The following is a 23,049-nucleotide window of genomic DNA, read 5'->3' as shown; positions in this document are numbered from 1 at the left end:
CCAACCCTACCGCCGCGAACGATCCGCCTCGGCCGCCTCCCCGGTGATGCCCGCTGCCGAGTGGTCCGAGGAGCCGAGTGCGCGGTCATCGAGTGTGTGGTCGTCGGGCACGCGGAGCAGCTCCCGATAGGCGGCGAGCATCTCCTCCCGTCGCCGGGCCTGGCGCTCGCTCGCGGCCGTCACCCGCGGGGTCACCAGTACCGCCTCCTCCGCGGAGATCCCCGCGCGCAACTGCCGCACACGCAGCACCTCCGCATCCAGCCGGACGCCGTAGACCACCGCCATGTTCACCAACCACAGCCACAGCAGGAAGACGATCACCCCCGCGAGAGATCCGTACACCTCGTTGAAGTTTCCGAACCTAGAGACGAAGAAGTTGAATCCGGCGGTGGCCACGCCGATGATCACCAGCGCCGCCGCCGCTCCGAGGGACACCCAGCTGAACCTGCGTCCCGACACATTGGGGGCGAACCGGTAGAGGATCGCCAGCGCGAGAACCGCCGACACCATCCCGGCCGGCCACTTGGCGATCTCCCATACGGCCAGTGCGGTGTCACCGAGGCCGATCCACCCGCCGACCGTCTCTGCGACGGGGCCGGTGAACACCAGGGCCAGACCGCCGACGACCACCAACGCGATGAGCAATGCCGTAAGCAGCGCCCCGGCGGGCATCAGCCGCCAGATGGGCCGCCCCTCCTCGACCCCGTACACGGCGTTCATCGCGCGGCCCAGCGCCCACACATAGCGTGAGGCCGACCACAGCGCCACGACCGTGCCCACGAGGAGTGCTGTCCCGGCGGCCGGCGTGGTCACCAACGCCTCGATCGGCCCGCGGACCGGGTCGAGCACGTCGGGCGGCGCGACGTCGGAGAGCATGTCCATGACGGCGTCGACGGTCCGGTTCCCCTGGCCGAACACGCCGAGCAGCGAGATCACCACCAGGATCGCCGGGAAGAGCGAGAGCACGCCGTAGAAGGTGAGCGAGCCCGCGAGATCGGGGCCGCGGTCGCGCAGGAACTCCCCCACGGACCGCACGAGTACCATTCGGACGGTCCGCAATCCTCTGCGGGCAGTCGCCGCGGGCCCTCCGGATGTCGTCATGTCCCGATTGTGACTGCTGTCGGCGCTCATCCCGCGTGGGCGCGCCACACGCCGCGCCCACCACGACCATCCGCCTGGGCATCTGAGTGCCTGGTGCTGCGTGCTGCGTGCCGCAATGCGCAATCCATGACAATGATTGTCTTGACAAGACGTCAACGCCCGATTAACTTAACGAACGTTCGAAACGTGACCTGGATTACATCGCTTTCGCAGCTGATCGACCAGTTCGACCCGCCCCCTCAGGCCATCCATCAGGACCCCGGACGCCCCTTCGAGCGCCCGGCCCGGAACCAGAAGGATCCCCGATGCCCACCAGCACCCGAAGCCGCGTGGCCCGACGCGCAGCGCTCGCCCTGACGATGATCGGATCGCTCGTCGCCACGGGCTGCACCGGCGGCCACCGCATCACCGGCGACAGCATCGAGACGATGGAGCCGATCACACTGCGCTACGGCGACTACACGACCGTCTCCTCGGCTGGCCCCTTCCGCGACTTCGCCGCGCAGGTCGAGGAAGAGACCGGCGGGAAGATCACCTTCGACGAGTACTGGGGCGGCAGCCTGGTCAAGGGCGCCGACATGGCGCAGGGGGTCCGCGGCGGGATCGTGGACATGGGCATGTTCACCCCGAGTTACTACCCGTCAGAGTTCCCCATGACCGACTGGACCTCCCAGATGGCCAGCGTCGTCGAGCCGGAGTACCCGCTCGGCATGATGCAGGCCTTCGCCGGCGGCAGCGAGTTCGCGCTCACCAATCCGCTGATCGAGAAGCAGTTCTCGGACCAGGACATCAAGCTGCTGTTCACCTGGACCCCGTCGACCAACTACCACCTCGTGTGCAAAGAGCCCGTCAACAGCCTCGAGGAGGCCCGCGGCAAGCGGGTTCGCAGCGGCGGCGCCTTCAACTACGGCGAGATCGAAGCGCTCGGAATGGTCCCGGTGACCCTTCCGACCGGCGAGATCTACGAGGGCCTGCAGCGCGGGGTGATCGACTGCTCCCTGGCTAACGGCAAGATCATGATCGCCCTCGGCCTGTGGGAGGTCGCAAAACACTACGTCGACATCCCGTTCTCGAGCTACACGCAGTACGTGATCATGAACAAGAACGTCTGGGACAAGCTCCCCGAGGACGCCCGTCAGGTCATCGACGAGGCCCGGGAGACGTGGTTCGAGGGCTACCTCCGCGAGGAGGGGATCATCCTTCAACAGCGCCTGCTGGCCGAGGGCGCGGACATGGGCGTGAACTTCTACGACGTCGCCCCCGGACTCCAGGACACCCTCGAGGCCTACCAGGAGGAGTCGCTGCGTTCCCTGCCGGACCGCGCACCAGAGGGCCTAGAGGATCCCGAGGGAACTGTCGAGCGGTACCGCCAGATCATGGCCGACTGGAAGACCCGGCTGGAGGACATGGGATACGACGACCCGGCCCTCGCCGAGATCCCGGACGATCCCGAAACCGTGGAGATCGACCTGGACCCCTACATGCAGACGGTTCGGTCGGAGATCTTCGACCGCACCGCACCGTGACCCCCTCAGACCGGTTGGAGAACATGATGGACACCACCACCACCGTTGCGGAGCGACTCGTTCCGGGACAGCGGGCCCTCTCCCGGGTGCTGTACGCGTGTGCCGTGATCGCGGGGATCGCCACCTTGGTCCTGGCGCTGCACATCGCCGCGGACGTCAGCTCCCGCAACCTGACGGGCGCCCCCCTGTCCGGCACGCTCGAAATCACCCAAAACTGGTCGATGGTCCTCATCGTGATGCTCGCTATGGGGTACGCGGAGCAGATCGGCGAGCACATCAACGCCACCATCCTCACCCAGTACCTCGACCCCGTCTCGCGTTGGTGGTCGGACCTGGTCGTCAAGGGTCTGATGTTCCTGTTCGTCTGTGCACTGACCTACTACTCGATCACCGCGGCGGTCTTCGCCGTCGAGGTCCAGCAGGTCGCCCTCGGGGCGATCACCATCCCGATCTGGCCGGTCAAGATCGTCCTCGCAATCGGATTCGCCCTGTTCGCCCTCCAGCTCCTGGTGTCGATCATCAGCCTGTTGACCAACGACCGTCCGAGGAAGTCCCATGTCTGACACCACCCTCGCCACCGACTACACCGGCCTAGAACCGGACGACGACCTCGGCGCCCCGGAACCGAACCGCAACCTCATCCGGGCCTACTGGGGCAACTTCGGCTTCTCGCTGATCATCGCCGCGGTCATCCTGTTCACACCGAACCTGCCAGACCTCATGGTCGGCCTCCTGACGATCGTGCTGTCGATCGTCGCCATGGTCGCCGGTATCCACGTGGGGATCGCGATCATGGGCGCCGGTGCGGTCGGCCTGTGGAAGCTAGCGGGCACAAGCGCCGTCGCAGTCACGTTCGAGGACGTCCCCTTCACCTCCGCCGCCAGCTGGAGCCTGTCCGTCATCCCGCTGTTCATCCTCATGGGCGTGGCGATGGGCCGGTTCAACCTGACCGGAAAACTGTTCACCTCGGCCCAGGCCTGGCTCGGCCGGCTGCCCGGTGGACTGGCGGTCTCGACCAACTTCGCCGGCGCCGGACTGGCGGCCTCGAGCGGTAGCTCGATCGCGATCTCCTACGCCCTGGGCCGCACGACCATCCCCGAGATGCTCCGTGCCGGATACAAGCCGTCCCTGGCGACCGGCGTGGTCGCCATGTCCGGCACCTTGGGAATGCTCATCCCGCCGAGTGTGGTGCTGGTGATCTACGCCGGTGTCGCCGAGACGCCCGTCGGCCCGCAGTTGCTCGCCGCGCTCATCCCGGGACTGATCACGGCGATGGCGTACGCGACCCTCATCGTCGTCAGGTGCACCATCGACCCGACCCTCGCGCCCCGGTCGACCACCCACTACACCTGGGGCCAGCGGATCCGGTCCCTCGGGGACATCACCCCGGTCGCGTTGATCCTCATCCTCATCATCGGTGGCATGTACACCGGAATCTTCACGCCCACCGAGGCCGGGGCCTTCGGTGCGATCGCGGCAATCCTGCTGGGTTGGCTGTTCGGTGACGACCGTTCCGTCGGACACCTCGTGCGGACGGTGCTGACCTCGCTCCGCGAGACCGCGGCCGGCGTCGCCTCGATCTTCCTGCTCCTCATGGGCGTGCACGTGCTCACCCGCGTGGTGGCCTTGTCCGGGGTCGCCAACTGGCTCACCGACACGATCACCTCGCTGGGACTGAGCCGGACCCTGTTCCTCGTCGGACTGATCTTCGTGTTCCTCATCCTGGGCATGTTCATGGACGGCCTGGCGATGATCCTGCTCACGGTCCCGATCCTCATGCCGGTGCTCGACACCTACGACATCAGCCTCCTGTGGTTCGGCGTGTTCATGGTGATCCTCGTCGAGCTCGCGCTGGTCACCCCTCCGATCGGCATGCTCAGTTACATCGTTCACCGGATCGCGTCGAACCCCGAGGTCAACCTGGGGGTGACCGTGCGGCTGTCCGACGTGTTCAAGGGAGTGGCCTGGTTCGTGGCCACCAGCGCCGTGATCCTCCTCGCCCTGATCTTCTTCCCCGACATCGCCCTCTGGCTGCCCAATTCCTCCGCCGCGGAGTGACCGGGTCATCGCCACACGCCACGGCCAGACACCACCAGACACCAGCAACACGAACCTCAGGAGTACACATGCAGCGGACGATCTTCACCCGAGAGCAGGACGAGTTCCGCCAATTGGTGCGTGACTTCATCGCCAAGGAGGTCGCCCCCCACCGCGAGGAGTGGGACGAGCTCGGCAGGCCCCCGCGCGAGTTCTTCCACAAGCTCGGCGAGCTCGGCATCCTAGGCGTCCAGGTCCCCGAGGAGTTCGGGGGCGGCGGCGAGACGAGCTTCAAGTACAGCGCGATCGTGTTCGAGGAGGTCGCCCGAGCGGGAGTGTCCTTCGGCTCGTACACCGTGCACTGCTGCCTGATCCTGCCGTACCTCATGGAGTACGGGACGCCCGAGCAGCTGCAGCGGTGGCTGCCGGCCTTCGCCTCCGGCGAGCTGATGACCGCCATCGCCATGACCGAGCCCGGTACCGGGTCGGACCTGGCGAACATCTCCACCACCGCCAAGCTCAGTGCCGACGGCACCCACTACGTCGTCAACGGTTCCAAGACGTTCATCACCGGCGGCGTGACCGCGGACATGATCCTCACGGTCTGCCGTACCTCACCGTTCGACCCGGACAACCGCCGTCACGGCCTGTCCATCCTCTGCGTCCCCACCGACTCCGAGGGCTTCGCCGTGGGCCGCAAGCTCGACAAGATCGGTCTGCGCCAGCAGGACACCGCGGAGCTGTCGTACAACGACGTCAAGGTGCCGGTCGAGAACCTCCTCGGCGAGAAGGACGCGGCGTTCTCCTACCTCACCCACAACCTCCCGCAGGAACGCCTGAGCATCGCGCTCAACGCGGTCTCCCAGTCCGAGGCCGCGCTGCGGCTGGCCACCGACTACACGCGTGAACGCAACGTCTTCGGCAAACCCGTCTCGAGCTTCCAGAACACCAAGTTCGTGCTGGCGGAGTGCGCAACCGAGGTCGAGGTGGCCCGCGTCTACGTGGATCACTGCCTGGAGTTGCTCGACCGGGGCGAGCTCACCGTGGCGGACGCCGCCAAGGCCAAGCTCCACGCCACCGAGATGGCCGCGCGTGTGATCGACCGGTGCCTGCAGCTGCACGGCGGGTACGGCTACATCACCGAGTACCCCATCGCCCGCCTCTACACGGACACCCGCGTCTCCCGGATCTACGGCGGAACCAGCGAGGTCATGAAGACCATCATCGCCAAGAGCCTCGGGCTCTGACGCTCCGCGCGGACACCACAGGAGGACATCTATGTATCCAGGAAAATGGGCCGCGTCCACTCCGGACAAGCCCGCAGTCATCGAGGACGCCACCGGTCGGGTGATGACCTACGCCCAGCTCGAGGAACGATCGGCCCGATTCGTTAACTGGCTCCTGGCACAGGGGCTCAAGCCGGGCGATCACATCGCCGCGCTCTCGGTCAACGACGCCACCGTGTTTGAGCTCTACTGGGGCGCGATGCGTTGCGGCCTGTACTTCACGATGGTCAACACCCACCTGGCCACCGACGAGGTCGCCTACATCGTCGGCGACAGCGGCGCCCGGGTCCTCGTGGTGTCCGCACCACTGGCCGAGCTCGGCGAGGCGATCGTCGAACAGTCGCCCCACGTGGAGCACCGGCTGGCCTTCGGCGGCGAGATCCCCGGCCACCTCGACTACGAGGCGGCCGTGGGAAGCATGCCCAGCACCCCGCCGGCAGATCAACCGCGCGGCGCGGACATGCTCTACTCCTCGGGCACAACCGGACGCCCCAAGGGCATCAAGCCGGCCCTCGACGGCGCACAGGTGGGCGACGAGCCCGGCCCCAACGTCATCGCCCGGATGAAGATCAACTACGACTTCAACCCGGACACGGTGTACCTCTCGCCAGCGCCCGTCTACCACGCGGCCCCGCTGCGCTACGCCACCGGAACCCAGGCACACGGCGGCACCGTAATCCTCATGGACCACTTCGACCCCGAGAACTGCCTGGCCGCCATCGAGAAGTACGGCGTCACCCACAGCCAGTGGGTGCCCACCCACTTCATCCGCATGCTCCGCCTCCCCGAGGAAGTGCGCGAGGCCTACGATGTCTCGTCACTCGAGGTGGCCATCCATGCCGCGGCCCCGTGCCCGATCGAGGTCAAGGAGGCCATGCTGGACTGGTGGGGCCCGGTGGTCTACGAGTACTACTCCTCCACCGAGTCCAACGGCACCACCACGATCGCCCCCGAGGAGTGGCGGCGTAAGCCCGGCAGCGTCGGCCGCGTGGGCAAGGGGTCCCCCGCCATCCTCCACGTCTGCGACGAACTGGGCCGCGAACTGCCTGCCGGGGAGACCGGCTGGATCTACTTCGAACGGCACGACTACGCCTTCGAATACCACAACGATCCCGAGAAGACCGCCGAGACGCGGCACCCCGACCACCCCGAGTGGACCACCCTCGGCGACATCGGACATGTCGACGACGAGGGCTTCCTCTACCTCACCGACCGCGCCAAGTTCACCATCATCTCGGGCGGGGTCAACATCTACCCGCAGGAGATCGAGAACTGCATCGCCGTGCACCCGGACGTCATCGACGTCGCAGTGATCGGCGTTCCGGACGAGGTGATGGGACAGACCGTCAAGGCCGTGGTCCAGCTCGCCCCGGGTGTTGAACCGACCGATGCGACGGCCGACGCCATCAAACAGCACTGCCTCGACCGGATCGCCCGCTACAAGTGCCCTCGCACGGTGGCGTTCACCGAGGTCATCCCCCGCACCCAGACCGGGAAGTTGGTCAAGGGGCGCCTCGACGCCTCCGTCTGACCTGCCCGCCCCACCCTCACCCTCATCCGAATCGGAGATTCCGTGCCGAACGCAGTCATCATCGACGCCGTCCGCTCCCCCATGGGCCGCGGCAAGGCCGGCGGCGCCCTCGCCGATCTGCACCCTGTCGATCTCCTCGCCCAGATCCTCTCCGGGCTCGCCGAACGCACCGGCCTCGACACCGCACTCGTCGAGGACGTCATCGTGGGCGTCGTCAGCCAGGTCGGTGAGCAGTCCGGCACCGTCGGACGTCAGGCCGCCCTCGCCGCGGGCTTCCCCGAGCACGTCCCCGGCGTCACCGTCGAGCGCAAGTGCGGCTCGAGCCAGCAGGCCGTGGACTTCGCCGTCCAGGGTGTGGTCGCCGGCGCCTATGACGTGGTGATCGCCGCCGGACTGGAATCGATGAGCCGCGTCCCCATGGGGGTCAACAAGCTCGACAAGGACCCCTACGGTCCGGTCGTCCACGAGCGGTACCCGGGCCTGACCAATCAGGGCGTGGCCGCCGAACTCGTGGCCGGGAAGTGGGGGCTGTCCCGTGAGCAGCTGGACGACTACTCGGCCCGCTCCCATGAGCGCGCGGACGCCGCGCGGTCAGGCGGATGGTTCGACGACGAGATCGTGCCCGTGACCACGCCGGCGGGAGTCGTGGACACCGACGAGTCGATCCGACCGGGCACCACCTCCGAGAAGTTGGCCGGCTTGCGCACGGCATTCGATTCCGAGAGCGCTCGAGCCGAGCGGCCCGACGTGGACTGGAAGGTCACGGCCGGTAACTCCTCCCAGATCACTGACGGCGCAGCCGCGATGCTCATCATGAACGAGGACGTCGCGAAGTCCCTGGGACTGACCCCGATCGCGAGGATCGTGGCCTCCGCCGTCGTCGCCGATGACCCCGTCCTCATGCTGACCGGCCCGATCCCCGCCACCCACAAAGCTCTCGACCGCGCCGGGATGACCGTCGCCGACCTCGACACCTACGAGGTCAACGAGGCGTTCGCCTCGGTACCCCTGGCCTGGCGGTACGAGTTCGGAGCCGACGACGCCAAGCTCAACCCCGTCGGCGGCGCGGTGGCGCTCGGGCACCCGCTGGGAGCCTCCGGGATCCGCATCATGACCACGATGATCCACCACCTGCGTCGCACCGGCGGACGCTACGGGCTCCAGACGATGTGCGAGGCCGGCGGCATGGCCAACGCCACCGTCGTCGAAGCGCTCTGACCGCCTTCTCCTTGTGACCCCCTTTTCTTGTAGAGAGAGGTAAGACCGATGAATCTGACCAATGCGAGCGCCCTGGTGACCGGCGGGGCCTCCGGCCTCGGCCGGGCCACCGTCGCCCGTCTCGTCGACGCCGGCGTCCCCACCATCCTGGTGGACCTGCCGTCTTCCGACGGGCAGCAGGTGGCCGACGGGTTCGGTGACCTCGTCACGTTCGCCCCCGCCGACGTCGCCGATCCCGAGCAGGTCACCGCGGCTGTCCGGAGTGCAGCCGAGCGCGCCCCCCTGCGCGCGGTCGTGCACTGCGCGGGCATCGGCCGGACCGTCCGGGTGGTGGACCGCGAGGGCGAGCCGGGTTCGCTGGAGGACTTCGAGCTCGTCGTCCGCGTGAACCTCCTGGGCTCGTTCAACGTCCTGCGGATCGCCGCGGCGGAGATGGCGAAGAACGAACCGACCGACGGCGAGCGCGGCGTGATCGTGATGACCGCCTCCGTGGCCGCATGGGAGGGCCAGATCGGGCAGATGCCCTACTCGGCGTCCAAGGCCGGCATCGTCGGGATGACGATCGTCGCCGCCCGCGACCTCGCCCGCCGCCAGATCCGCGTCAACACGATCGCCCCCGGCATCTTCGAGACCCCGATCTTCGACCGCCATCCCGCGGAGCTCGTCGAGGGTCTGGCCGCGCAGATCCCGCACCCCTCGCGTCTCGGCAAGCCCGACGAGTACGCCAAGCTCGCCCTGCACGTGGTGGACAACGCCATGATCAACGGCGAGACCATCCGCATCGACGGCGCGATCCGGATGGCCCCCAAGTGAGCGGCCCGCAGGTGAGCGCGACCGTGGTGGACCGGGTTCACGTCGAGGAGACCGACGGCGTCCTGGTGGTGACCATCGACCGCCAGCACGCGCGTAACTCCATCAACCGGGCCACCTCGGAGGCGATCGCTGCGGCGATGGCCGAGCTGGACCGGCGTGACGACCTCACCGCCGGAGTGATCGCCGGCGCGGGATCCGTCTTCTGTGCCGGGATGGACCTGAAGGCCTTCATCGCTGGGGAGAACGTCTCACTACCCGAGCTCGGCTTCGCGGGCCTGGTGGAGAAGCCCCCGGCAAAACCGCTCATCGCGGCGGTCGACGGTCCGGCGCTGGGCGGCGGTTTCGAGATCGTCCTGTCCTGCGATCTGGTCGTGGCGTCGGAGAACGCCTCCTTCGGCCTCCCCGAGGTCAGGCGTGGTCTCCTGGCGGGCGCGGGCGGCCTGCTCCGGCTCCCCCGACGCATTCCGTATCAGCTGGCGATGGAAGCCGCCCTGACCGGCCAACCGATCGACGCCGAGACCGCCCGGGGCGCCGGCCTGGTCAACCGGCTCGTCCCGGCGGGTGAGGCGACCGCCGCCGCCGTGGAATTGGCCAAAGCGATCGCCGCGAACGCCCCGCTTGCCGTGCGGGCATCCAAAGAGATCATGGCCCGGTCGCGCGAGTGGAACTCCGAGGAGGAATTCGACAAGATGAGAGATATCTACCTCCCGGTCCGGTCGTCGAACGACGCCCGCGAAGGGGCGCTCGCCTTCAAGGAGAAGCGGGCTCCACGGTGGACGGCGACCTGAGAGGACCGACACGATGACCAGTGGCACGGTGCAGCACGACCTCCTGGCGGTCGCCCGCCGGGAGTTCGTGGAACACGGCTACGGGGGCGCATCGATCCGGTCGATCGCACAGAAGACCGGGGTGAGCCTGTCGGCGATGTATTACCACTACGCCAGTAAGCAGGAGCTGCTGGCGGCCATGCTCAACGCGGGGATGGACTCCTTCGAGGGGCGCGTGACCGAGGAGTTCGAGGCCAAGGACTCGACCCCCACCGGCCGGCTCCTGGGCTTCGTCGCCTCACTGGTCCGGTTCCGCACGCTCGAGCAGGAACAGTCCCAGCTGGTCCAAACCGAAACCCGTAACCTCGAGCCGAAGCACCTCGCGGCCTATCGGGAGCGACAGCGGCAGTCCAGTGAGCCGCTGCGACAGGCGGTCGCCGACGGCGTCGCGAGCGGCGAGTTCTGCACCCGATTCCCCGAGGACTCCTACCGGTCCATCCTGGGCATGTGCAACGCGATCGCCCACTGGTACGAGCCGGACGGCGACTTGGCGGTCGAGGAGATCGTCCACCGCTACCAAGAACTCGCACTGGGCGTGGTTTACCACCGGGATGTCACCGTCCCTGCCCCCCTGAAACCGGGCTAGCCGGGCCGAAGGCCAGTCGGGCCGGGCGGGCGTCAGTCGCGGTGGCGGGCCTGGTCGACCTGGGCCTCGCGTCGGACGTCTGCAGCCTCGTCGATGGCCTTCTGCTGCTTCTCGGCCGCCTTGTCGCTGGCAGTGGTGTCGCGCGGCGGGAGCTGGATGGTCTCCTCGGCGTGCATGCCCGCCTGGAGCTCACGGGCGCGCTCCATCTCGGCGTCCACCTCGGCACCGAACAGGAAGGCGTTGTTGGTGATCCACAGCCAGAGCAGGAAGACGATGACGCCGGCCAGCGAACCGTAGGTCGCGTTGTAGCTGCCGAAGTTGGACACGTAGAAGAAGAAGCCGACGGTCGCGAGGCCCCACACCACCAGCGCGACCACCGCGCCGAGCGAGATCCAGCGGAACTTGGGCTGCTTCACGTTGGGGGCGAACCCGTAGAGGACCGCGAGGATGACGACGACGACGAGGACCAGCGCCGGCCACTTGGCGATGCCCCAGACGGTGACCGCCGTCGAGCCGAGACCGATGAGGTCCCCCACCCACTCGGCGATCGGCCCGCTGACGACCAACATCACGCCGGCCAGGGCGACCAGGATCAGCAGCACGGCGGTGAGCAGGATCATCAGCGGCTTGAGCTTCCAGAAGGGGCGCCCCTCCTCGACCTCGTAGATGCGGTTCATGGCGCGACCGAAGGCGCCCACGTATCCGGAGGCCGTCCAGAGCGCGCCGAGAATACCGGTGATCAGGGCGATCCCGGCGGCCGGAGTGTTGACCAGTCCCTCGATCGGCCCGCGGAGTTCGTTGAGGGTCTGCTCCGGTACCGAACCCTCGACGAGGCCCATCACCGCGTCGACCGTGGCCTGCCCCTGGCCGAACACACCGAGCAGCGAGACCACGGCGAGAAGCGCCGGGAACAACGAGAGAACGGCGAAGTAGGTGAGCGACGCCGCGAGGTCGGTGCAGTTGTCCTTGGAGAACTCCCCTGCGGCGCGTTTGAGGCCGACTTTCCAGGCTCCGCCGGTGAGCTTGGTGGGCGACTCGGGCTTGCCGGTGTCGGGGTCGGCATCCGTGTGGGGCTTGTCGGTGATGTCGCGGCTGCTCGTACTCATACCAAGCACCTTTCCACCACCGGGCCTCCCCCGCATCCGGCCCGGCCGTCCCCCCGCGGGATTACGGACGCCGCTCTGTGCGTTACCCTCTTTGATGTCACGTCACCAAAGTGTCGTATCAACAACTTCGATTTCCTCGACCGTCACCGCACCAGAAGGAGAAACACAGTGAGTCTGTCCAACGCCATCCTCCGTGGAGTCACCGGGGCCTTCGTCCTCAACTCCGGCCTGAGCAAGCGCGGCATGCCGACCGAGGCCGCCCAGGGTCTACAGGGCTTCGCCGCGACGGGAGTTCCCGCCGTGAACAACATGGATCCCGATTCCTTCGGCAAGTTCGTCGCCTACTCCGAGATCGGCATCGGCGCCGCCCTCCTCACCCCGGTCGTGCCCCGCCAGATCGCCGGCGCCGCCCTCGGCGTCTTCTCCGCCGGCCTGCTCGCGATGTACTTCCGCAACCCCACCATGACCGAGGCCGACGGCATCCGCCCCAGCCAGGAGGGCATGTCCCTGGCCAAGGACGCGTTCATGGCCGCCATCGCCGGCGCACTGGTCACCGACCGGTAGCCTCCCCCGCCGGCGGGCACGAGCCCCCACGGCGCCCGGCCCTGCCGGCGCTACGGCACCCGGCCCTGCCGGCGCGACGGCCCGGTCCCGCATCACGCGGGGCCGGGCCGCTCGCGTTCCCGGCACACGCGCGTTCCCGGCACACGCGCGGACACCTGCCACACGCACCCCGGACCGGATGCGCGGCCCACGCGGGTCGCCGACCATGGTGCGATGACGCAGAACCCGGAATCCGATACCCCGGCCCGCCGGATGCGGATAGTCGTCACCGGTGCCAGCGGCAACGTCGGCACCCCGCTCGTGCGGCGTCTGCTCTCCGACGGGCACGACGTGGTGGGACTGTGCCGCCGGATCCCCCCGGCCACGCCGCCCTACGACGGCGCGCGGTGGCATCGGGTGGACCTGTCGTACGCCCGCGCGGAGGACCTGGTGGAGGTCTTCCGCGGCGCGGACGCGGTGATCCACCTGGCCTGGGGCTTCCAACCGACCCGCGACGTCGACCACCACCGCCGACTGGGCGTCGGGGGGACCGCCGCGGTCGTCAACGCCTGCCGCCTGGCGGGAGTGCCGCATCTCGTGCACCAGTCCTCCGTGGGCGCCTACGCCCCGGTGTCCGACGGCGGCCCCGGGGTGTCCGTGGACACCCGCGTCAGTGAGGGCGTCGAGCTGGGTGGCGTTCCGACCGCCGCCTACAACCACCACAAGACCGCCGCCGAGCACCTGCTCGACCAGCATGAGCGCGAACATCCGGGAACCCCGACGATCGCCCGCATGCGGGCCGCGTTCATCGTGCACGGCGAGGCCGCCTCGGGCCTGGTGCGCTACTTCAGCCCCGCCTTCGCACCGGTCCGGCTGATCCGGGCCCTGCCGGTCCTGCCCGTGGACCGTCGCCTCACCGTCCCCCTGGTCCACGGCGACGACATGGCCTCGGCACTCGCCGCCGCGGCCACGACCGGCGCGCAGGGCGCGTTCAACATCGCGGCCGAACCGCCCGTCACGCGCGACATGATCGCCCGCGAGCTCGGTGCCGTTCCGGTCGGGCTCCCGTTCGGGATCCTGCGGAGGCTGGTGCACGTCAGCTGGCTGCTCCACCTCCAACCGCTCAGCATCGGCTGGGTGGACCTCGCGTTCGGCGTCCCACTCATGCACACCACCCGGGCCCGCGCGGAGCTCGGCTGGCACCCCACGGTCGCGGCCGACGAGGCCCTGCGCGAACTCGTCGACGCCATCGCCGCCGGACGGGCAGGAACGTCCCCTCCCCTGCGCCCGCGGACCCTGCGGGACGCGCTGGCCTCACTGCGCCGCGGCGGCCCCGTCGACGTCAGGCGCCTCCCCTGACAGACGCGGGCCCGCCGTTGACGACCGCCCGCACAGGCCCGCCGCGTCGTAACTAGCGCTTCGCCGCGCCCTCGTCCGCGATGGCACCGAGGATCGCGTCCGCCAGGTCGGCGCGGCACACGACGAGGTCCGGCAGGTAGGTGTCGGACACGTTGTACTCCAGCGGGGTGCCGTCGATCCGCACCGCGACGAACCCGCGGGCCAACGCCACCCCGGCCGGCGCCGCGGAGTCCCACTGGTACTGCCCGCCGGCGTGGATGTAGGCGTCCGCCTCACCGCGGACGACGGCCGCCGTCTTGGCCCCGGCCGACCCCAGCGGCACGAGATCCCCGCCCACCGCCTCGGCGACCGCATCCGCGAATCGCGGCGGGCGGGAGGCCGAGAGGACGATCCGCGGTCGGGAGCCCGTTCGCGGGGGAAGAAGGCCACCCCCGTCGACCCCGCCGTTGCCCACGGGTGCGGCGTAGACCTCGTCGTCGTCGACCCCCGGCACCACTCCGAGCGCCGGGAGCCCGACCGCCGCGGCGGTGAGTCGCGACAACGCCGGGTCCCCCGCGCGCTCCCACAGGGCGACGTGGACGGCCCAGTCCGGCCGGTCGCCGAGGCCGTACTCGCGGGTGCCGTCGACGGGGTCGATGATCCACACGCGGTCGGCGTCCACTCGGGCGAGATCGTCGGCGGACTCCTCCGACAGGACCGCGTCGTCCGGGCGCGCGGCGGCGAGCCGTTCGAGGAGCAGCGTGTTGGCGCGGCGGTCGCCGATGTCGCCGAGCTCCCGTCCGGTGGGGCCGGAGGAGCGCAGGTCCACCAGCAGTCTCCCGGCCTCGATGGCGAGGTCGACGGCGAGTTGCTGGTCCGGGGTACGTGTGGCGGCGGTCATGCCCCCAGCCTAGGAGGCGCACTCCGGGCGCGGCGCGGGACGCCTACCGACGGCGCGACCGCAGCCCCCGGCGCCGGCCACTCCCGTACTGGCGGACGACGCGGGCGGGCTCGTCCGGACACCGGTGCGCGTCGGCCGCGACCCGGGCCGCGCCCCGGGACGGCAGGACACCGCTGCGGGCGTCGCAGCGGTGACAGCCCCAGACCGCGCCGTCGGCCGTCTCCTCGACGTAGCACTGCCGCTGTCCGACCTCGTTCATCGTTCCCCCCGGGAGAAACTGCGCCAACCTCCAGCCGGCACGTAGATCGCTATTGTGTCATAAATTTTTACTACTGGACAACGAAAACATCACTGCGTCCGGCGCCCCACCTCAGCGATGCCCGATCCAGTCCTGGACGGGCGATCGAATCGCACCCGGCCCCCACTGGACAGGTCGGTCTAGACAGCGTCCCTTCCTTATGTCTACTGTATCGATCTACTTACTCGACTCACTACTCGAGGGATGCTCGTGAAGACACTCATCGTGCTCGGCGTCGTCGGCGCCATCGCCCAACTCATCGACGGGTCCCTGGGCATGGCCTACGGCGTCACGTCCACGACCCTGCTGGTCGCGGCCGGTATCGCCCCCGCCGCCGCATCGGCGTCCGTGCACTTCGCGGAGATCGGCACCACCCTCGCCTCCGGCATCTCCCACCACCGACTCGGCAACGTCGACTGGCGGATCGTGCGCATCCTCGCGGTGCCGGGCGCAATCGGGGCGTTCGTCGGCGCCACCCTGCTGTCCAGCCTCCCCGCCGACGTCGCCAAGCCCGTCGTGGGGGCGATCCTGCTCGGCCTGGGCCTGTACGTCCTGTACCGGTTCCTCGCACTCGGCGGCCGTCGCCCCGAGTTCCGCGGGCGGGTCCGCACCGGGTTCCTCGTCCCGCTCGGACTGGTCGGCGGCACCCTCGACTCCCTCGGCGGCGGTGGCTGGGGCCCGGTCGGCACCACCTCCCTGCTGTCCTCGGGCCGGGTCGAGCCGCGCAAGGTCGTGGGCTCCATCGACACCTCCGAGTTCGTGGTGGCCGTCGGCGGGTCGCTCGGCTTCCTCGTGGGCCTGGGCGCCGCCGGCATCAACTGGGGTTACGCGCTGGCGCTGCTGGTGGGAGGTGTGCTCGTCGCACCGCTCGCGGCGTGGCTCGTCAAGCACCTGCCTGCCCGGGTGCTCGGCACGGCGGCCGGCGGCCTGATCGTCGTCACCAACTCCCGCACCCTGCTGGTGTGGGCCGAGGTGCCCTCGTCGGCGACCACCCCGATCCTGCTGGCCCTGGTCACCGTGTGGATCGGCCTGGTCACGTGGGCCGTGCTCGCCGAGCGCAGGGCCTCCGGCGGCGACGACGACGAGGTGGGCACCGGCGGGACCGGACCCGCCCCTGCCGCGGCCGCCGAATCCGCCCCGGCGCAGCGCTGATCCGGGCCGACGCCCGGTGAGGCGGCCCCTCTGGGAGACTGTCGGCATGAGGGTCACCGCCAAGTCCGACTATGCGCTGCGCGCACTCGTCGAACTCGCGGCGGCCCAGCTCGCCAGCCCCGACGACGATCCCCGCGACAATCCGCTGAGCGCCGAAGAGCTGGGGCGGCGTCAGGACATCCCGCACGGGTTCCTCCAGGCGATCCTGTCGGATCTGCGGCGGGCCGGGATCGTGACCAGTCGCCGGGGCAAGACGGGCGGATGGTTCCTCGGCCGGGAGGCGGGGGACATCTCGGTCGCCGATGTCCTGCGAGCCGTCGACGGCCCCCTGGTGAGCGTCTACGACGTCCGCCCGGAGTCGGTGGTCTACAACGACCGTGCCGCGATCCTGCAGCACGTGTGGATCGCCTCGCGCGCGGCCCTGCGCCGGGTCATGGACGCCGTGACGATCGCCGACCTGGCCGCCGGGCACCTGCCGGGCGAGGTCCACGAGTTGACCCTCGACACCGACGCGTGGGAGCCCCGCTAGTCGGACGCCGGTTCCGCCGCCCGGTCCGCTCCCGCCGGACTCAGGTCGCCTGCTCGCGCCCGCGGTGGCGGTCGAGCCAGGCCACGGCGGGAGACGCCGCCGCGCCGTGCAGGACGATGGAGGCGACGATGACCAGCGACACCGCGGGCCAGAGTGACCAGCCGTCATCCTTCGAGAAGTAGCCCATCGCGTAGCAGAGATAGAACAGTGACCCGACGCCCCGGACACCGAAGGCGGCGACGAAAAGTCGCTCGGGGCGCCGCAGCTTGCGATCGCCCAGCAGAGCGATCCAGGCGGTGAGCGGCCTGATCACGAACAGGACCCCGGCCGCCACCGCGGCGTGCGACCACTCCAACCGGAAGACCGCATCCGAGATGAACGACGCCCCGATCACCAGCAGGATCAGAAGCGTGAGCAGATGCTCGGTGAACTCGATGAACTCGTGAGCCCGGGCGTGCTTCTCGTCGTGACGCTCCGCCGCGCGGACGCCCAGCGCCGCGCAGAACACCGCCAGGAATCCCCATCCGCCCACGAGTTCGCCGACACCGTATGCCAGGAGCAACGTGGCCACCGCGGCCGCGGGTTCGGCATATCCGACGAGGCGGTGCTCCCCGATGCGGACCCGGTAGAGGGCCGCCCCCACCAGCCGGCCGATGACCCACCCGGCCACGGCCCCGATGACGGTCTTGCCGACCAGATCCCACGCCAGCCAGGTCCAGACCCACTCGCTCGGCGCGCCCTTGGTGGCCAGGAAGATCGCCAGGTAGACGAACGGGAACGCCAGCGCGTCGTTGAGGCCAGCCTCCGAGGTGAGGGCGAAGCGCGCCTCGTCGTGCTCGTCGTCAACCTTCTCCCCCGACCCGTGACCGGGGCCCTCCACCTGCACGTCGGAGGCCAGCACCGGATCGGTCGGGGCGAGTACGGCACCGAGCAGCACCGCGACCGCGGGTGTCACCCCCAGCACCCACCACCCCAGGACCGCGACCCCGGCGATGGACAGCGGCATCCCGATGGCGAGCAGGCGCCAGGTGGTGCTCCAGCCTCGGAAGGTGAGTTGACGGTCGAGCGCCAGGCCGACGCCGAACAGCGCGACGATGACGGTGATCTCCGCCATCCGCTCGGCGAGCTCCGCGTGCTCGATGACGTCGACGAGCTGCGACTCGTTGGGCATGAGCCAGCCGATGAGCATGCCCACGGCCACCACGACGATCGGCGCGGACAGGACCCGCTCGCGGAGCAGTCGCGGAAGGAGTGAGCCGACGAGTAACGCCGCCCCGATGACCGCGAACATGAGGTCGGTGTTGGCCACCGCAGGAGTGTGGCCCCACGGGGGGTCGACGCGCCACCGGAACACGAGCCCTCCCGAGAAGCGGAGGCGGTCGCGGCCCCGTCAGGTGCGGGCGACCGTCGGCTCCGCGTGCTCGTCGCGGTGCACCGAGAACCGGCGCACCAGCACCCTCCACACCAGCGGCCCGGCCACGACCAGCACCAGCGTGATGACGCCGATGAGGGGCGGGGACGCACCCAACATCGCCGAGGCGGTCACGGCCAACACGATCGTGATACCTCGACGGATCAGCCCCTGGGGGACGCGGCTGGCGAACTTCGAACCGAAGAACGTGCCGACCGCACCCCCGATCAGCAGCGGGACCAGTAGGTTCCAGTCGACGCCGGTGACCATCACGTGCCCGATCGCCGCCGCGATGACCAGCGGGACCGCCTGCACCAGGTCGGTGCCCACCAGCCGCAGCGCCGCCAGGGTCGGGTACAGCAGCATGATGCACATCATGATGACCGTGCCCGAGCCCACCGAGGTGATGCCCACCATCAGGCCGCCGATCACCCCGACCAGCAGGGTGATGAGCGGCTTGACGGGCGGGTCGGGGTCGTCACCGGTGCGTATGCGCCCGGACATCTCGAAGAAGGCCCGCAGGAAATAGGCCGTCGAGGCCACGATGAGCGTGGCACCGATGGCCTTCTTGAGCAGGCCCTGCACGTCGTCGGCACCGATCGCGTGGACGAGCCACGCCCCCAGATAGGCCGTCGGCACGGATCCCAGGATGAGCCAGAACGCGATCTTGAGATTGGGTTTGCCGTGCCGCCAGTGCACGCCCGCGCCGATGACCTTGTTGACCGCGTTGACCACGAGGTCGTTGGCGACCGCCGCCGTCGGTGGGATGCCCACGAGGATGAGCGCCGGCGTCATCAGGGCGCCGCCGCCCATCCCCGTCAGACCGATCACCACGCCGATGACGGCGCTGACGACCAGCAGCCCCAGCGAATCGTAGGTCCAGAGGGCCTCGGGCACCGGCTCAGATTCCCAGGATGGAGCTGAGGATCCGCTGCGCGACCTCTTCCGCGGTCCCGTCCTCGGGGCGGATGTGCAGGTCGGGGGTCAGCGGCGGCTCGTACGGAGCCGACACCCCGGTGAACTCCGGGATCTCACCGGACCGGGCCTTGGCGTACAGGCCCTTGGGGTCACGGGCCTCGCACTCGGCCAGCGGGGTGTCCACGAAGACCTCGGTGAACGGCAGGTCGGCCTTGGCGTGGACCTCGCGCGCCGCGTCGCGGTCGGCGCGCATGGGCGAGATGAGGGAACAGACGACGACGACGCCGGCGTCCGCGAACAGCGCCGCGACCTCCGCGGTGCGGCGGATGTTCTCGGCGCGATCGGCGGCCGAGAACCCGAGGTCGGCGTTGAGGCCGTGCCGCAGATTGTCGCCGTCGAGGATGTAGGCGGGGTGCCCGGACTCGATGAGCAGCCGCTCCACCTCGGAGGCGATCGTGGACTTGCCCGAGCCCGACAGACCGGTGAGCCACAGCGTGCGGCCCTGCCCCCGGTCCCCGCGCTGGACGGCCCCGGCGTGCCAGACCACATTGGACCCCGTGGTGGCGGGCCCGATGATCATGCCCGCGCCCACGGTGTTGCCGGTGATCTCGTCGACCATGATGAACGCACCGGTGTCGCGGTTGCGCCGGTAGGCGTCGTACATCAGCGGGGTCTGCGTGCGCAGTCCGATGCGGCCGATCTCGTTGAGGTCGAGTTCTGTGGAATCCGGGTCGCGGTGCAGGGTGTTGACGTCGAGCCGGTACTCCATCCCCGTGACGATCGCCTTGGTGTCGCGGGTGGTGTGCTTGATGACGTAGCGCTTGTTCTGCTGCAGCGTGGTGGCGTCGTCGAACCAGCAGACCATCGCCTCGAGTTCGGTGCCCTGGTGCGGACGGTTGCCCGGACGGGCGATCATCTCGCCGCGGACGATGTCGATCTCGTCGTTCAGTGCGATCGTCACCGCGGCGGGCGCGGCGGCCTCGTCCAGCTCCGCCCCGCCCGGGCCCCAGATCGCCTTGACCGTCGACTGCCGACCGGACGGCATGACCACCACGTCGTCGTCGACCTTGATGATGCCGCCCGCGACGGTGCCGGCGAACGAGCGGTGATCCAGTCCGTCGGCCCGCTGGGGGCGGATCACGTACTGGACCGGGAACCGGACGTCGGTGAGGTTGCGGTCCGAGGCGATGTGCACGTTCTCGAGGTGGTCGAGCATCGCCGGGCCGGTGTACCAGGGCATGGCCTCCGAGCGGTCGACCACATTGTCGCCCTTGAGCGCCGAGAGCGGCACGAACGTCACGTCGTGGACCTCGAGCTTGGCGGCGAAGTCGGTGAACTCGGTCCGGATGGCCTCGAAGGTGGCCTCGTCGTAGTCGATGAGGTCCATCTTGTTCACGGCCACGACCAGGCGCGGGATGCCCAGCAGTGCGGAGAGGAACGCGTGGCGGCGCGTCTGCTCGAGCACGCCCTTGCGGGCGTCGACGAGGATGATCGCCACGTCGGCGGTGGAGGCGCCGGTGACCATGTTGCGCGTGTACTGCACGTGGCCCGGGGTGTCGGCGATGATGAACTTGCGCCGCGGGGTCGAGAAGTAGCGGTACGCCACGTCGATCGTGATGCCCTGCTCCCGCTCGGACCGGAGCCCGTCGGTGAGCAGCGCGAGGTCGGTGTACTCGTCGCCCCGCTTGGCGGAGGTGGCCTCGATGGAGGCCAGCTGGTCCTCGAAGATGCCCTTGGAGTCGAACAGCAGCCGGCCGATCAGGGTCGACTTGCCGTCGTCGACGGAGCCGGCGGTGGCGATGCGCAGCAACTGGGCCTGGTCGGACATGGTGTGGCCGTGGTCGGTGTGGCCGTGGTCGGTCGCGGCGTGCCGGGTCTCGGTGGTCGGGGTGCTCATCAGAAGTAGCCCTCTTTCTTGCGGTCTTCCATGCCGGCCTCGGAGATCCGGTCGTCGGCCCGGGTGGCGCCGCGCTCGGTGACGCGGGTGCCCGCCACCTCGGCGACGACGGCGGCGTTGTCGGAGGCGTCGGACTCGACGCAGCCGGTGCAGGTGGCGTCGCCGACGGTGCGGAAGCGGACCAGTTCGGTGCGGGCCTCCTCGCCGGGCAGCGTCTCGAGGAACCGGGTGTTGGCCAGGAGCATGCCGTCGCGCTCGATGACCTCACGCTCGTGGGCGTAGTAGATCGGCGGCAGGTCGATGTCCTCGCGCTCGATGTACTGCCAGATGTCCAGCTCCGTCCAGTTGGACAGCGGGAAGACGCGGATGTGCTCGCCCTTGCGGTGGTTGCCGTTGTAGAGCTTCCACAGCTCGGGGCGCTGTGCGCGGGGGTCCCAGGCGCCGAACGCGTCACGGAACGAGAAGACGCGCTCCTTGGCCCGGGCCTTCTCCTCGTCGCGGCGGGCCCCGCCGAAGACCGCGTCGAAGCGGTTCTCCTGGATGCCGCGCAGCAGCGCGGTGGTCTGGAGGCGGTTGCGGCTGGTGCCCGGTCCGGTCTCCTCGACCACGCGGCCGGCGTCGATGTCGTCCTGGACGTGGGAGACGAGCAGCTGGACGCCGGTCTCGGCCACGACCCGGTCGCGGTACTCGATGACCTCGTCGAAGTTGTGTCCCGTGTCCACGTGCATGAGCGGGAACGGCATCGGCGCGGGCCAGAAGGCCTTGCGGGCGAGGTGGAACATCACCACCGAGTCCTTGCCTCCGGAGAAGAGCATCCCCGGGCGTTCGAACTGTGCGGCTACCTCGCGGAAGATGTGGACGGACTCTGCCTCGAGCGCGTCGAGATGCGAGAGCGTCACCGCCGACCTCGTCGTCATGCGACCTCCAGTGTCGTGGGCCGGCCGGGGTCCCGGTCGGCTGAGGGCAGACAGATCTGTCTGTCCTCGGGCATCCGGACCATCGTGCGCTTGCCATCGAGGAATTTACATCTCGGAGAGCGCAACTGACGGGCAACTGTCGACTAATTGACATAGGATGACGACTATGCGACACGATCCGACCCGTCGGGTGCTCTCGGTGGTCGAGGCCCTGGCGACAGACGGCCCTCCCCTGCCCCTGGCCGAGATCGCCCGCGTCACCGGCGCCAGCAGATCGACCCTCCACGCGGTGCTCTCCGAGATGGAGTCCCAGGCCTGGGCGGAGAAGGTCGGCGGCGGGTGGCGTGCCGGGCCGAGACTGCGCGAGGTGGGCACGGCGCTGGCCGCCGAGGTCGATCTGGTCCGGGCGGCCCGCGAGCCCCTCGAGGCCCTGGTCGACTCCACCGGCATCGCGGCCGTGGTCTTCGAGGTCCGCGACGGGATGGCCGAGGTCGTCGACTCGGTCGGTGCCGGTATGCGCACCGCCTCCCGCGAGGCCATGCCCGTCGGTCATGTGGTCCCGGTGCGTGCGCCCTTCGCCCGCGAACTGGCGGCCCGCCTCCCCGTGTTCGAGCAGCGCCGCTGGCTCGCCGACTCCGCGGGGCTCACCCCCGCCGCACGGGATCGACTCGAGACTGTCCTGCCGCAGATCGCGCGACGCGGGTGGTCGATCGAGCGACTGACCCCCGCACGACGCGAACTACTCCGGATGGCCGACTCCCTCGAGGCGTCCGGGATCGGTGCCCTGGTCCGTGACCGCGTGTCCGAACTGTTCGTGGAGCTGTCGGAACTCGACGTGACCAACGCGGAGCTCGACGCCGCCGCGGACCTGGCGGTGGCCTCGATCGCGGCACCGGTCCTGCGTGCGGACGGCCGCGCGATCGGATCGGTGGCCGTCGCCCCGGGCCGACGCATGACCGGTCGGGCCGTCGCCCGTGCCACCCGGGCGGTCAGCGCGTGCGCCGACACGGTCTCCGCCCGGCTGGCCTCGCGCCCGGGCCGCGCCCCCGCCGTCGGCCTGCCCCCGCACCTCGTCCACCCGGCGCACGCGGCGCGCCACCCCTGAGCCCGGACC

At 69.5% G+C, this 23,049-nt stretch carries 22 protein-coding genes; 14 read left to right on the top strand and 8 right to left on the bottom strand.

What is annotated here, in order from left to right:
- Window positions 1-6: 6 nt before the first annotated feature.
- The gene (locus tag J1M64_RS15900) at window positions 7-1,101 is read right to left on the bottom strand and encodes a YihY/virulence factor BrkB family protein (RefSeq protein WP_154830564.1); all 1,095 of its coding nucleotides are present in this window, start codon (window positions 1,099-1,101) and stop codon (window positions 7-9) included.
- 305 nt (window positions 1,102-1,406) lie between these two features.
- Here J1M64_RS15900 and J1M64_RS15895 point away from each other — a divergent pair, with 305 nt between their 5' ends.
- The 9 genes from J1M64_RS15895 (at window position 1,407) to J1M64_RS15855 (ending at window position 10,925) form a co-directional block, all read left to right on the top strand.
- The gene (locus J1M64_RS15895; protein WP_206474817.1) at window positions 1,407-2,627 is read left to right on the top strand and encodes a C4-dicarboxylate TRAP transporter substrate-binding protein; all 1,221 of its coding nucleotides are present in this window, start codon (window positions 1,407-1,409) and stop codon (window positions 2,625-2,627) included.
- A complete protein-coding gene (locus tag J1M64_RS15890) occupies window positions 2,624-3,190 on the top strand; it encodes a TRAP transporter small permease subunit (RefSeq protein ID WP_120284228.1) in 567 nt (188 codons plus the stop codon). The genes J1M64_RS15895 and J1M64_RS15890 overlap by 4 nt, the downstream gene beginning before the upstream one ends.
- Window positions 3,183-4,685, top strand: coding sequence for a TRAP transporter large permease (locus J1M64_RS15885; RefSeq protein WP_120284230.1), 1,503 nt, complete (start codon window positions 3,183-3,185; stop codon window positions 4,683-4,685). Before J1M64_RS15890 ends, J1M64_RS15885 begins: the two co-directional genes overlap by 8 nt.
- Window positions 4,686-4,753: 68 nt before the next feature.
- Complete coding sequence (locus tag J1M64_RS15880; RefSeq protein WP_120284232.1) at window positions 4,754-5,911, top strand: acyl-CoA dehydrogenase family protein; 1,158 nt, start codon at window positions 4,754-4,756, stop codon at window positions 5,909-5,911.
- A gap of 31 nt (window positions 5,912-5,942) precedes the next feature.
- On the top strand, window positions 5,943-7,481 hold the full coding sequence (locus tag J1M64_RS15875) for an acyl-CoA synthetase (RefSeq protein WP_154830562.1): 1,539 nt from the start codon (window positions 5,943-5,945) through the stop codon (window positions 7,479-7,481).
- A 42-nt stretch (window positions 7,482-7,523) separates the two neighbouring features.
- Complete coding sequence (locus tag J1M64_RS15870; protein ID WP_120284236.1) at window positions 7,524-8,699, top strand: thiolase family protein; 1,176 nt, start codon at window positions 7,524-7,526, stop codon at window positions 8,697-8,699.
- Window positions 8,700-8,747: 48 nt separating this feature from the next.
- Window positions 8,748-9,512 (top strand): SDR family NAD(P)-dependent oxidoreductase, encoded by a 765-nt coding sequence (locus tag J1M64_RS15865; protein WP_185950724.1) that lies wholly within the window; start codon window positions 8,748-8,750, stop codon window positions 9,510-9,512.
- Between the two features lie 11 nt (window positions 9,513-9,523).
- Complete coding sequence (locus J1M64_RS15860) at window positions 9,524-10,300, top strand: crotonase/enoyl-CoA hydratase family protein (RefSeq protein WP_374210697.1); 777 nt, start codon at window positions 9,524-9,526, stop codon at window positions 10,298-10,300.
- A gap of 13 nt (window positions 10,301-10,313) precedes the next feature.
- Entirely contained in the window at window positions 10,314-10,925 is a 612-nt protein-coding gene (locus J1M64_RS15855; protein ID WP_154830560.1) for a TetR/AcrR family transcriptional regulator, read from the top strand.
- Between the two features lie 32 nt (window positions 10,926-10,957).
- Here the strand turns inward: J1M64_RS15855 and J1M64_RS15850 are convergent, their stop codons facing one another.
- Window positions 10,958-12,031, bottom strand: coding sequence for a YihY/virulence factor BrkB family protein (locus J1M64_RS15850; protein WP_182636011.1), 1,074 nt, complete (start codon window positions 12,029-12,031; stop codon window positions 10,958-10,960).
- A 168-nt stretch (window positions 12,032-12,199) separates the two neighbouring features.
- Between J1M64_RS15850 and J1M64_RS15845 the strand changes: the two genes are divergently transcribed.
- The gene (locus tag J1M64_RS15845) at window positions 12,200-12,595 is read left to right on the top strand and encodes a hypothetical protein (protein ID WP_119192591.1); all 396 of its coding nucleotides are present in this window, start codon (window positions 12,200-12,202) and stop codon (window positions 12,593-12,595) included.
- Between the two features lie 213 nt (window positions 12,596-12,808).
- Window positions 12,809-13,933, top strand: coding sequence for an NAD-dependent epimerase/dehydratase family protein (locus tag J1M64_RS15840; RefSeq protein WP_241261653.1), 1,125 nt, complete (start codon window positions 12,809-12,811; stop codon window positions 13,931-13,933).
- 52 nt (window positions 13,934-13,985) lie between these two features.
- Here the strand turns inward: J1M64_RS15840 and J1M64_RS15835 are convergent, their stop codons facing one another.
- Window positions 13,986-14,813 (bottom strand): 3'(2'),5'-bisphosphate nucleotidase CysQ, encoded by an 828-nt coding sequence (locus J1M64_RS15835; RefSeq protein ID WP_206474816.1) that lies wholly within the window; start codon window positions 14,811-14,813, stop codon window positions 13,986-13,988.
- Window positions 14,814-14,856: 43 nt separating this feature from the next.
- Entirely contained in the window at window positions 14,857-15,072 is a 216-nt protein-coding gene (locus J1M64_RS15830) for a hypothetical protein (protein ID WP_067716955.1), read from the bottom strand.
- Window positions 15,073-15,321: 249 nt separating this feature from the next.
- Here J1M64_RS15830 and J1M64_RS15825 point away from each other — a divergent pair, with 249 nt between their 5' ends.
- Entirely contained in the window at window positions 15,322-16,263 is a 942-nt protein-coding gene (locus J1M64_RS15825; RefSeq protein ID WP_206475013.1) for a sulfite exporter TauE/SafE family protein, read from the top strand.
- Between the two features lie 46 nt (window positions 16,264-16,309).
- Window positions 16,310-16,792 carry an Rrf2 family transcriptional regulator gene (locus J1M64_RS15820; protein ID WP_163375533.1) on the top strand — a complete coding sequence of 161 codons (483 nt, stop codon included), beginning with the start codon at window positions 16,310-16,312 and terminating at the stop codon, window positions 16,790-16,792.
- A 40-nt stretch (window positions 16,793-16,832) separates the two neighbouring features.
- Here J1M64_RS15820 and J1M64_RS15815 read toward each other — a convergent pair whose 3' ends face one another.
- The 4 genes from J1M64_RS15815 to cysD all read right to left on the bottom strand — a co-directional run bounded on the left by J1M64_RS15815 (window position 16,833) and on the right by cysD (window position 21,935).
- Window positions 16,833-18,101 carry a sodium:proton antiporter gene (locus J1M64_RS15815; protein WP_271799434.1) on the bottom strand — a complete coding sequence of 423 codons (1,269 nt, stop codon included), beginning with the start codon at window positions 18,099-18,101 and terminating at the stop codon, window positions 16,833-16,835.
- Between the two features lie 81 nt (window positions 18,102-18,182).
- Window positions 18,183-19,100 (bottom strand): sulfite exporter TauE/SafE family protein, encoded by a 918-nt coding sequence (locus tag J1M64_RS15810; RefSeq protein ID WP_206474815.1) that lies wholly within the window; start codon window positions 19,098-19,100, stop codon window positions 18,183-18,185.
- A 4-nt stretch (window positions 19,101-19,104) separates the two neighbouring features.
- On the bottom strand, window positions 19,105-21,018 hold the full coding sequence (cysN, locus tag J1M64_RS15805; protein ID WP_206474814.1) for a sulfate adenylyltransferase subunit CysN: 1,914 nt from the start codon (window positions 21,016-21,018) through the stop codon (window positions 19,105-19,107).
- A complete protein-coding gene (gene cysD, locus J1M64_RS15800) occupies window positions 21,018-21,935 on the bottom strand; it encodes a sulfate adenylyltransferase subunit CysD (protein WP_206474813.1) in 918 nt (305 codons plus the stop codon). The genes cysN and cysD overlap by 1 nt, the downstream gene beginning before the upstream one ends.
- Window positions 21,936-22,101: 166 nt before the next feature.
- Between cysD and J1M64_RS15795 the strand changes: the two genes are divergently transcribed.
- Window positions 22,102-23,040, top strand: a complete 939-nt coding sequence (locus J1M64_RS15795; protein WP_206474812.1) for a helix-turn-helix domain-containing protein — start codon at window positions 22,102-22,104, stop codon at window positions 23,038-23,040.
- Window positions 23,041-23,049: the final 9 nt, after the last annotated feature.

This window comes from Dietzia sp. KRD202 (genome assembly GCF_017168155.1).
Lineage (GTDB): Bacteria > Actinomycetota > Actinomycetes > Mycobacteriales > Mycobacteriaceae > Dietzia > Dietzia kunjamensis.
The sequence above is the reverse complement of the archived record's forward strand: the minus strand, read 5'-3'. Positions and strand labels throughout refer to the sequence as shown.

Excerpts from the sequence above, each read along its gene's own strand:
- J1M64_RS15900 (WP_154830564.1), bottom strand. The coding sequence starts at position 1,101 with ATGACGACATCCGGAGGGCCCGCGGCGACTGCCCGCAGAGGATTGCGG.
- J1M64_RS15895 (WP_206474817.1), top strand. The coding sequence starts at position 1,407 with ATGCCCACCAGCACCCGAAGCCGCGTGGCCCGACGCGCAGCGCTCGCC.
- J1M64_RS15885 (WP_120284230.1), top strand. The coding sequence starts at position 3,183 with ATGTCTGACACCACCCTCGCCACCGACTACACCGGCCTAGAACCGGAC.
- J1M64_RS15880 (WP_120284232.1), top strand. The coding sequence starts at position 4,754 with ATGCAGCGGACGATCTTCACCCGAGAGCAGGACGAGTTCCGCCAATTG.
- J1M64_RS15875 (WP_154830562.1), top strand. The coding sequence starts at position 5,943 with ATGTATCCAGGAAAATGGGCCGCGTCCACTCCGGACAAGCCCGCAGTC.
- J1M64_RS15865 (WP_185950724.1), top strand. The coding sequence starts at position 8,748 with ATGAATCTGACCAATGCGAGCGCCCTGGTGACCGGCGGGGCCTCCGGC.
- J1M64_RS15855 (WP_154830560.1), top strand. The coding sequence starts at position 10,314 with ATGACCAGTGGCACGGTGCAGCACGACCTCCTGGCGGTCGCCCGCCGG.
- J1M64_RS15850 (WP_182636011.1), bottom strand. The coding sequence starts at position 12,031 with ATGAGTACGAGCAGCCGCGACATCACCGACAAGCCCCACACGGATGCC.
- J1M64_RS15840 (WP_241261653.1), top strand. The coding sequence starts at position 12,809 with ATGACGCAGAACCCGGAATCCGATACCCCGGCCCGCCGGATGCGGATA.
- J1M64_RS15835 (WP_206474816.1), bottom strand. The coding sequence starts at position 14,813 with ATGACCGCCGCCACACGTACCCCGGACCAGCAACTCGCCGTCGACCTC.
- J1M64_RS15830 (WP_067716955.1), bottom strand. The coding sequence starts at position 15,072 with ATGAACGAGGTCGGACAGCGGCAGTGCTACGTCGAGGAGACGGCCGAC.
- J1M64_RS15820 (WP_163375533.1), top strand. The coding sequence starts at position 16,310 with ATGAGGGTCACCGCCAAGTCCGACTATGCGCTGCGCGCACTCGTCGAA.
- cysN (WP_206474814.1), bottom strand. The coding sequence starts at position 21,018 with ATGAGCACCCCGACCACCGAGACCCGGCACGCCGCGACCGACCACGGC.
- cysD (WP_206474813.1), bottom strand. The coding sequence starts at position 21,935 with ATGACGACGAGGTCGGCGGTGACGCTCTCGCATCTCGACGCGCTCGAG.
- J1M64_RS15795 (WP_206474812.1), top strand. The coding sequence starts at position 22,102 with ATGCGACACGATCCGACCCGTCGGGTGCTCTCGGTGGTCGAGGCCCTG.